The sequence below is a fragment of the Terrabacter carboxydivorans genome, from assembly GCF_039532035.1.
GTDB lineage: Bacteria > Actinomycetota > Actinomycetes > Actinomycetales > Dermatophilaceae > Terrabacter > Terrabacter carboxydivorans.
Window position 1 is genome coordinate 63,143 of record NZ_BAAARE010000021.1, and the last position, 7,937, is coordinate 71,079.

9 protein-coding genes are annotated in these 7,937 nt (G+C 69.1%); 7 read left to right on the plus strand and 2 right to left on the minus strand.

The features are described 5' to 3' along the window. Positions 1-179: 179 nt before the first annotated feature. Together ABD297_RS19490 and ABD297_RS19495 are read right to left on the minus strand one after the other, a co-directional pair. Entirely contained in the window at positions 180-845 is a 666-nt protein-coding gene (locus ABD297_RS19490) for a 2'-5' RNA ligase family protein (RefSeq protein WP_344256762.1), read from the minus strand. After that, a complete protein-coding gene (locus ABD297_RS19495) occupies positions 842-1,618 on the minus strand; it encodes a GntR family transcriptional regulator (RefSeq protein WP_344256763.1) in 777 nt (258 codons plus the stop codon). The genes ABD297_RS19490 and ABD297_RS19495 overlap by 4 nt, the downstream gene beginning before the upstream one ends. A gap of 128 nt (positions 1,619-1,746) precedes the next feature. Here ABD297_RS19495 and ABD297_RS19500 point away from each other — a divergent pair, with 128 nt between their 5' ends. The 7 genes from ABD297_RS19500 to ABD297_RS19530 are packed head-to-tail and all read left to right on the plus strand — an operon-like array spanning position 1,747 to position 7,717. Beyond that, positions 1,747-2,223 carry a plasmid replication, integration and excision activator gene (locus ABD297_RS19500; protein WP_344256764.1) on the plus strand — a complete coding sequence of 159 codons (477 nt, stop codon included), beginning with the start codon at positions 1,747-1,749 and terminating at the stop codon, positions 2,221-2,223. Further along, positions 2,223-2,732: a hypothetical protein gene (locus ABD297_RS19505; RefSeq protein WP_344256765.1), complete on the plus strand. Its 510-nt coding sequence runs from the start codon at positions 2,223-2,225 to the stop codon at positions 2,730-2,732. Before ABD297_RS19500 ends, ABD297_RS19505 begins: the two co-directional genes overlap by 1 nt. Then, the gene (locus tag ABD297_RS19510; RefSeq protein ID WP_344256766.1) at positions 2,732-4,366 is read left to right on the plus strand and encodes a hypothetical protein; all 1,635 of its coding nucleotides are present in this window, start codon (positions 2,732-2,734) and stop codon (positions 4,364-4,366) included. The genes ABD297_RS19505 and ABD297_RS19510 overlap by 1 nt, the downstream gene beginning before the upstream one ends. Beyond that, on the plus strand, positions 4,363-4,785 hold the full coding sequence (locus ABD297_RS19515) for a WhiB family transcriptional regulator (protein WP_344256767.1): 423 nt from the start codon (positions 4,363-4,365) through the stop codon (positions 4,783-4,785). The genes ABD297_RS19510 and ABD297_RS19515 overlap by 4 nt, the downstream gene beginning before the upstream one ends. A gap of 5 nt (positions 4,786-4,790) precedes the next feature. Next, positions 4,791-6,311, plus strand: coding sequence for a replication initiator (locus tag ABD297_RS19520; RefSeq protein ID WP_344256768.1), 1,521 nt, complete (start codon positions 4,791-4,793; stop codon positions 6,309-6,311). Between the two features lie 30 nt (positions 6,312-6,341). Continuing rightward, positions 6,342-6,572 (plus strand): helix-turn-helix transcriptional regulator, encoded by a 231-nt coding sequence (locus ABD297_RS19525; protein WP_344256769.1) that lies wholly within the window; start codon positions 6,342-6,344, stop codon positions 6,570-6,572. Further along, a complete protein-coding gene (locus ABD297_RS19530; protein ID WP_344256770.1) occupies positions 6,569-7,717 on the plus strand; it encodes a tyrosine-type recombinase/integrase in 1,149 nt (382 codons plus the stop codon). Before ABD297_RS19525 ends, ABD297_RS19530 begins: the two co-directional genes overlap by 4 nt. Positions 7,718-7,937 lie beyond the last annotated feature (220 nt).

A 7,937-nucleotide genomic window follows, 5' to 3' on the forward strand; every position in this document is an offset into this window, starting at 1 on the left:
GTAGGCCAACTATCGGATCGCTCTCGGCGCCGTCTAGTAGAGAAAGTAGGCGCAGGACGAAGCGGCATTTTCCTTCGAATGAGCAGGAAATATACGTTGCTCGACCGAGCGCCTGCAAGACGTCATCGGCTCGCGCGTTTCGTAGTGGCTGATGATGCAAGGTCCACCCCAAGGCTGGCCTACCTGCTCTCTTCGTGTGGATTGCGCAGAGACTTCGTGGTGCAATTCGTCCATTTATAAGGAATTGTGTCTCGATGCATCAGGATCAAGGAAACGGAATCGGCTAGAAAGGCGGCCCCCGAGTCCGCGTCCCGAAAGTCCAGCGCATTTCTGATCGGCTTCGAAGTGGCCGGTCGGTTGCTGTAGGCGACGCTTGTGTGGGCGCGGAAGCCTTCGGCGTTCTCGGGACACCAGCCCCACGCGTCGGTGATTCCGGCACGGATCTCGTTCCGCAGGTTTGCGTATGCATCTGGGTTGCTCGGAGGTAGCGCGATGGCTTCGCGGAAGATGACTGCGCGCTGGAAGGTCGACTCGATGGGTTCGAGCTTCGCTAGGCGTTCTGCGACGCCTTGAATGGCTTCATCACGCTGCTGGTCGCTGACGTCCTCGATGTGGCCGAGGCCTTGGAGGGTGATGTGCCGCCACTCCCTGGGGATGGGGTCAAGCGTCGGGAAGGGTTTGAGTGCTTCTTGGTACTCGTCGATGAGCTGGTGCAGACGGTCTTGGCCGTCGAGGGTGATGTGCCAGGCGTAGAACCTGGTGCCGACGTGCCAGCCAGGTCGCCACCACCAGTGGTTGGCCATCTCGGGCTGGTCGGCGTACGGGTCGACGGCTGCCTCGCTCATAGGTCGGATCCTGCCGTGGCGGTCGGCTTCGCGGGGATCGGGTAGTCGTCGACGACCATGACGGTGTCGGCGGGCCAGATCGACTCGGACACTTCGAGGACCCGGTCGTTCTCGTCGGTGGCGGTGTGGATCAGGTACAGCACGAAGGCGCCGAGGGGGAGGCCGAACGCGTCGGCTTCGCTCTCGGTGGCTCGTCTCGCGGTGACCTGGTCCCGGGCGTGGGTGTAGGTGCGGCCGGTCAGGTCCTCGACGCACCGGAACAGGGCCTTGGGGACGACGGTGGGCTCTTCGAGGTAAGTGCCCTTGGCGTAATCGGTGGGCAGGTAGCTGGCGCCCATCTCGGCCAGGTGTTCGTTCTCGTCGTAGAGCCGTCGTCGGCGCACCACGACGGGCGTGCCCTGCTCGACGTTGAGGCAGTCGGCCACGTGGGCGGGGACGGGCTCGGTCCCGGCGAAGGTGATCTCGTGGCGGAACGTGTTGTTCAGCAGCCCGTCGCGGCCACGCGCTTCGCCATACCGGTTGCGGGAGCGACGCTGCCTGCGGTGGCTGTCGCGCACGAAGGTGCCGATGCCGTGGCGGGACTCGACCAGGCCCTCGGCGCGTAGGACGCTCATCGCCTGCCGGACGGTGGGCACGCTCGTGGCATGAGTGGACGCGATGGCCGTCTCGGCGGGCAGCTTGTCGCCGGGCTGCAGGTCGCCGTTGCGGATCTGGTTGCGCAGCGCGTCGGCGATGCGGTGGTACTTGGGCAGCCTCGCCCCGGTGTCGCTCATGATTCCGTCCCTTGTTGTTGCGTTCTCAATCGAGATTAGTCCTAAAGAGGACTTGACATCAATCGAGACGTCTGTGGTCTACTTATTGCAGCACTCCTAAAGAGGAGTGCAAGACCTGAGGAGTTCTCATGGCCATGCAGAGACGGTTCAAGGTCGGGTTCGGGGACGTGTTCCCGAACGGGGCGTTCCTCAAGGGTGAGGTGGAGCCGGTGCTGGACTTCAACCAGGAGAAGCGGGCGGATGGGTCGCGGCCGCAGCAGGTGGACCCGGAGACGGGGCTGTTGGTGTGGCAGGCGATCGTGTTGGACGCGGATGAGGCGGCGTCCAAGCGGGAGACCGCGGTCACGGTGAAGTTCTTCGCGAAGGTGCAGCCGGTGCCGCCGGAGAACAAGACGCCGTTCCCGTGGACGCCGGTGGAGTTTGTCGGTCTGTCGGCGTTGCCGTGGATCGAGGAGACCGGGACGGGCCGGTCGCGGATCTCGTGGTCGTTCCGGGCCGAGTCGATGATCGCCCCCGGCGCGACGACTACGACGTCTTCGCAGACCTCGACAGGCTCGACGGGTACGGCGGGCTCGGGGTCAGCGTCGGTGAAGGGGGCGGCGTGATGACTGCCAACCCGCGCCCGCCCACAGACTCGGGCGACAACCACGGGGACGACCGCGACGAGGTGCGTGACGACCACCGCGACGATGTCGGCTACGAGCTGGCGTTGGCCGAGGCGTCAAGGATCCTCGCTCTCGTCGATGGCCTGCTCGGGGATGTCCCGATGCTCAGCGTGCGGGTCGAGCGGGACACGATCCCGGTCCGGGTCCCGGCGTTCCCGTGGCCGCGGCACGTCCGCTCGGTCGACGTGGCGGTGCACTGTGCCACCGACGAGCCGGCGGCCGAGGTCGCGAACCGACTCGGCCTCTCGTTGATCGGCACGCGCCGGTTCGCGTCAGAGCGGGTGGGGGTGGAGTTCGTCGAGTCGACGTGGGCCGGCTGGCTCACCACCCCGGCCGCCGCAATGGTTGCGTTGCCGGTGTCGGTGACGGTCTCCGGGTCCGCTCTGGTGCCCACACCCCTGCGGCGAGACATCGCCGGGACGGCTTCGATGGTGGAGGCGGTGGCCTGATGAACACCGAGGCTGCACCGCTCGCGTCCGTCGCACCCACGGCGGTCCTGCGGGTCCCCGTGCATGTGGCGGCGATCGTCTGGGGTGTCGCGGTGTGGTCGTGGCGGCACACCCGCTGGGCTGCCGGCGTCGCCGCGGTCGGGTTCCTCGTCCGCCTGGTCCCGGGCGGTCAGTCCGCCGCGGTTGGGATCCTGGCCTTGGGCTGGCTCGTGCCCGGACTGGTGGCGGTGGTGTGGGCGCGGTGGTGGCCGGCCTCGTTCGAGCGGGTCGTCTCGGTGCCGTTCGCCCGGTTCTCGTGGGCGCGGTGGGCCCGTCGCCGTTGGCCGCACCTGGCCCGGGAGTGTGGCCTGTCCGTCCAACGTGACGGCCGGCCGACCCGAAGTGCATTGGTGCTGCGCGCCGCGAGTCCCCGGACGGCTCCGGCGCTGTCGAAGGTGTGGGTCCACCCGCGGCTCTGCTCGACCACCGCGCGCGGCGTGACGCTGACGCTGACCGTGCGGGCCCGGACCGGGCAGACCGTCGAGGACCTGGAGAAGGCCGGGCCCGCTCTGGCTGCTGCGGCCGGTGCCCGGTCGTTCCGGTTCAAGGCGCTGTCGCCCTCGACCGTCGAGTACGTCCTGGTCATGGCCGACCGGCTCGCCGCCACCCGCAACGCCCAAGTGCCTCGGGATGTCCTGGTGGACGCGGTCCCGGTCGGCAGACGCCAGGATGGCACGCCCTGGGTGCTGCCGTTGGTGGGGCGGCACACGCTCGCGGTCGGCTGCTCCGGCTCCGGGAAGGGCTCGATCTTCTGGGGCGTCTGCGGCGGCCTCGCACCCGCCGTCCGCGCCGGGATGGTCCGGCTGTGGGGGGTCGACCTGAAACGTGGCGTCGAGGTCGGGATGGGAAGGCACCTGTTCGCCCAGGTCGCGACCACGCCAGCCCAGGCGGTCGACGTCCTGACCGCCCTGTTGCGGGTTATCGACGAACGCGGGCACCGGATGGCCGGCCACGCCCGCCTGCACACCCCGACCCCGAGCGACCCGTTGCACGTGCTCGCGATCGACGAGCTCGCGGTCCTGACCGCCTACACCGACCCCGACACCCGCAAGGAAGCCGGACGCCTCCTCGCCGAGGTCCTGACGCAAGGCCGGGCGCTCGGCGTCGTCGTCCTGGCGTGTGTGCAGGATCCCCGCAAGGAAGTCATCGGCCTGCGCGGCCTGTTCACCCAAACCATCGCGCTCCGACTCCGCTCGGCGGACGAGACCCGGATGGTCCTCGGCGACGGCGCCGCCACGGCCGCGCCCGCGCACCGGATCTCGCCCTCGACCCCGGGCACGGCGTGGGTCATCGAGGAAGACGGCACCGCCGACCAGGTCCGCGCCGACTTCTGGCCCGACCAGCTCGTCCGTGAGGTCGCCATCCTGCACCCGGCTCCGGTCGCCGAGGACCCGGCCCCCGACGTCGAGGTGTCTCCGGTGGACGCCGCCAAGTCGGTCGTCGCACCGCTTATTGACCGGGCCGGCGTTCACCCTGCTTCCTCAACAGTTCCGGCTGGCAGCCGAGCCCGCAAGCCTCGCGCTCCCCGCAAACCCCGCCAGCCACGTCCGGCCACCTCGCCCGACGGTTCGGCGACGGGTGGTGAAGCCGCATGAGCCAGAACGATGCCCCGAACCCGCAGGGCTTCGGCAAGGCTCAGACCTGGGTCGACCGCACCGGGGGCCCGGACCTGGCCGACCTCGCCCCACGGCGCTGGCACGACCGGGGCGCGTGCAACGGGCGGTCGCCGTCGCTCTGGCTAGACGACTACGCCCAACCCGCCTTCAGCTTCGCAGTCGCGATCTGCCGGACCTGCCCGGTCCAGCGAACCTGCCTCGCCGCAGCTCTCGTCTTCGACGACGCCTACGGCATCTACGGCGGCACCACCACCCGCCAACGCGCCACCCTCGCGCGCCGACTCCGCAAGGGGGACACCTTGGGACAGGTTCTCGACGACGCTCTCCGCTACAACACATCGCGCATGAGAGTGACAAAGCGCAAGCGCCGCACGTCGCGCACCCGCGGGGCTGCCTGATGCAGGTGGGGACGGGACAGCCCAGCCCGACCGCCCGCGGGACCTTTCCCGGGTTCAGTGAGGAGGCCGGGCTGGACCTGCCTGCCCTCACCCCACGCCTCGAGCAGCAGATTACCGCCCGCCTCATCTCGCGGGACTTCGACGCCTGGGCTACCACCGCAGCCCGGGTCGGTCACTGCGCCAAACCGATCCGCCTCCGCGGTCACTCGCAGACCATCGACACCCGGACTGGGGAGGTCCTGTCCACGTTCTCATCGGCCGACGCACCCCTCGGCGTGCTGCACGTCCGGTGCGGCAACCGGCGCGCCTCCGAGTGCCCGTCCTGCTCCCGGGTCTACGCCGCCGACACCTTCCACCTGATCCGGGCCGGGGTCACCGGCGGCAAGGGTGTCCCCGAGCGTGTCAGCGACAACCCGCTCGTGTTCGCCACCCTCACCGCGCCCTCCTTCGGCCTCGTCCACGGCACCCGCAACGGCCGCCCGTGTCGCCCCTACACACCCAAAGGCCTGCCCGCCGTGTGCGAGCACGGAGGTGCCACCGTCTGCCACGCCACCCACAACGAGCACGACGAGCTGCTCGGGCAGCCGTTGTGTCGGGACTGCTACGACTACCGCGGTCACCTCGTCTGGCAGTGGTGGGCCCCCGAGCTGTGGCGCCGGTTCACCATCACCGTCCGCCGTGCCCTGGCCAGGCACCTCGGCGTCCCCGAGTCGCGGCTGCCCGACGTCGTCACGGTGCAGTACGCGAAGGTCGCCGAGTACCAGCTGCGTGGCCTGATCCACTTCCACGCCCTGATCCGCCTCGACGGGCCCAAGACCGACGACGGGTTCGCCCCCGCCCCCGCTGGCGCCACCGCGGCGCTGCTGGCCCAGGTCATCGAGCAGGCCGTCCCCGGCGTCACCTTCGACGCACCGCCGATGCACGACGGCGACCCGATCAGGCGGCTCGGGTTCGGGGCGCAGCTCGACGTCCGACCGATCAAGACGAAGAACCGGACGGATGACCCGGACCGTGAGCTGGTCCCGGAGCAGGTCGCCGGCTACCTCGCGAAGTACGCCACCAAGTCCGCCACTGACTCCACCAAAGAGAATCCGCACCTGCGCCGGCTGCGGGCCACCATCGCCGAGATCTCCGACCGGATCGACGCCGACGCCCGCGAGGACGGCACACCGCTGCGGGATAACCCATACGGGCTGCTCGGCAAGTGGCGGCACATGCTCGGCTTCCGCGGCCACTTCTCCACCAAGTCCCGCCGCTACTCCCTGACCCTGGGCCGGATCCGAGGCAGGAGAGCCCGGTTCCAACGCCTCGTCGCCGAGGCCAACCGGCAGGGCCGGACCCTCGACGTGCGCGACCTCGACGACCTGCTCGCCGATGACGCGCAGGAGGCCACCCTCGTCATCGGCCACTGGTCCTACGCCGGGTCCGGCTGGGAGACAGAGGGCGACGCCGAGCTTGCCAAAGCCGCCGCGGCCCGCGCCCGCGAATACGCCCAATGGCGTGCCGCAGCATTCAAGGCCAAGTGAAATCCATTCAGAGACAAAGGAGTTGGAAGCATGGATGAGAACCCCGTTCGTGAGCGCCTTCTGTCCGTCGCCGATGTGGCTGACTACCTGGGTGTGTCGGTCCGGACTGTCTGGGGTCTGCGGGCTGAGGGTAACTTCGCTCCGGGAACCCGCATCGGTCGCCGTGTGGTGTGGCGTGAGACAGTGCTGACCGAGTGGCTTGACAAGGCCACCGAGGCGCCGGGTGAGTCGGCCGTCTACAAGTTCCGGAGTGCGGGATGAGCGTCTACCGCACGCCCAGCGGCAAGAGCTGGCGCGCGTTCTTGAAGTACCGGGGTCACCGGGACTCTCGGACCTTCGACCGCAAGCAGGACGCTCTCCAGTGGCTGACCGAGCAGCGCGCCGAGATCGACCGGGGCTCCTGGCTGGACCCTGCTCGGGCTCGTATCCCGGTGGGGGATCTCTTCGACCTCTGGTTGGACAGTCGAGATGTCCAGGGTTCGACTCGGCGCAACGACAGGAACGTCTGGACGGCCTACGTCAAGCCTAAGTTCGGGCGGTTGGCGCTCGGCGACGTGACCGTGACCATGGTCAGGGAGTGGGTGTCGCGGCTCCGCACGAAGAAGGGTCCGGCCGCTCCTCGCACCAAGCGCGACGCTCTGCGGGTGCTGCGCAACGTGCTCGACTACGCGGTCGAGGATGGGCGGATCGTCAAGAACCCGGCTGCTGGCATCAGGGTGGCCGGGACGAAGGGCACGCCGGGTCAGGCTCTGAGCATGGGGGAGTTGCGGACGTTCGTCGCGGCCCTCAGTGAGAGTGAGCGCGACGTGGCTCTGGTGCTCGGCTTGGCGGGGCTGCGGTGGTCCGAGCTGGCGGCCCTGGACGAGCGGGACGTGGTGCGCGTCGGGCCCCGGATGTTCCTGATGGTGCGCCGTCGCCGGGTCCTCGATGAGGAGGGCAGGCGGGTGACGTTGCCTGGCACGAAGCGGGGCTCTGAGGTCTCGCGCCCGGTGCCGGTGGTGCCGGAGCTGGTGCCGATCATCGAGGCGCACCTGACGGGGCATCCCATGTCGCCGCTGTTCGCCTCGCGTCAGGGCTCTCGGCTCGACTCGCGCAACTGGCGCCGCGAGGCAGGTTGGGTGAACGCCTCGGCCTCGATCGGTCGTGAGAATCTGCGTCCGCACGACCTGCGGCACACGGCCGCGACGGCATGGCTCCGACTCACGGGCGACGTCAAGGCGGTGCAGGCGCTGCTCGGTCACGCAACCGCGACCATGACGCTTGACCTGTACTCGCACCTGTTGACTGACTCGCTGGACCGGGCAACCGACCTCATGGCGCAGGGTCTCGCGGCCGATGCCGAGCAGGCCGAGAAGTCCAAGAAGAAGGACCACGAGCACCCCGGAACTGGCGGGGCGGGCTCGTGAGGGGCTCGCGGGCCGCTCTTTCGATAGCCGCGGGCCGCGCGGTCAGGGCCTTGATTGTGGCCCTGACCTGCGGGTTTGTGGTGGTCGGGGTGACAGTGTCCAGTCTCAGGACATCCGCGACAGGTGTCTCAAGACATCGGCGACACCCTGTCTCGGGTCATCGGCGACAGGGTGTGGTGCTGAGCATGCTCAGCCATGTCAAAGGCGCGACTGGTCATCA

Bases quoted from the DNA above. Each gene is read 5' to 3' on its own strand.
- ABD297_RS19500 (WP_344256764.1), top strand. From the start codon at position 1,747: ATGGCCATGCAGAGACGGTTCAAGGTCGGGTTCGGGGACGTGTTCCCG.
- ABD297_RS19510 (WP_344256766.1), top strand. From the start codon at position 2,732: ATGAACACCGAGGCTGCACCGCTCGCGTCCGTCGCACCCACGGCGGTC.
- ABD297_RS19515 (WP_344256767.1), top strand. From the start codon at position 4,363: ATGAGCCAGAACGATGCCCCGAACCCGCAGGGCTTCGGCAAGGCTCAG.
- ABD297_RS19525 (WP_344256769.1), top strand. From the start codon at position 6,342: ATGGATGAGAACCCCGTTCGTGAGCGCCTTCTGTCCGTCGCCGATGTG.
- ABD297_RS19530 (WP_344256770.1), top strand. From the start codon at position 6,569: ATGAGCGTCTACCGCACGCCCAGCGGCAAGAGCTGGCGCGCGTTCTTG.
- ABD297_RS19505 (WP_344256765.1), top strand. From the start codon at position 2,223: ATGACTGCCAACCCGCGCCCGCCCACAGACTCGGGCGACAACCACGGG.
- ABD297_RS19495 (WP_344256763.1), bottom strand. From the start codon at position 1,618: ATGAGCGACACCGGGGCGAGGCTGCCCAAGTACCACCGCATCGCCGAC.
- ABD297_RS19490 (WP_344256762.1), bottom strand. From the start codon at position 845: ATGAGCGAGGCAGCCGTCGACCCGTACGCCGACCAGCCCGAGATGGCC.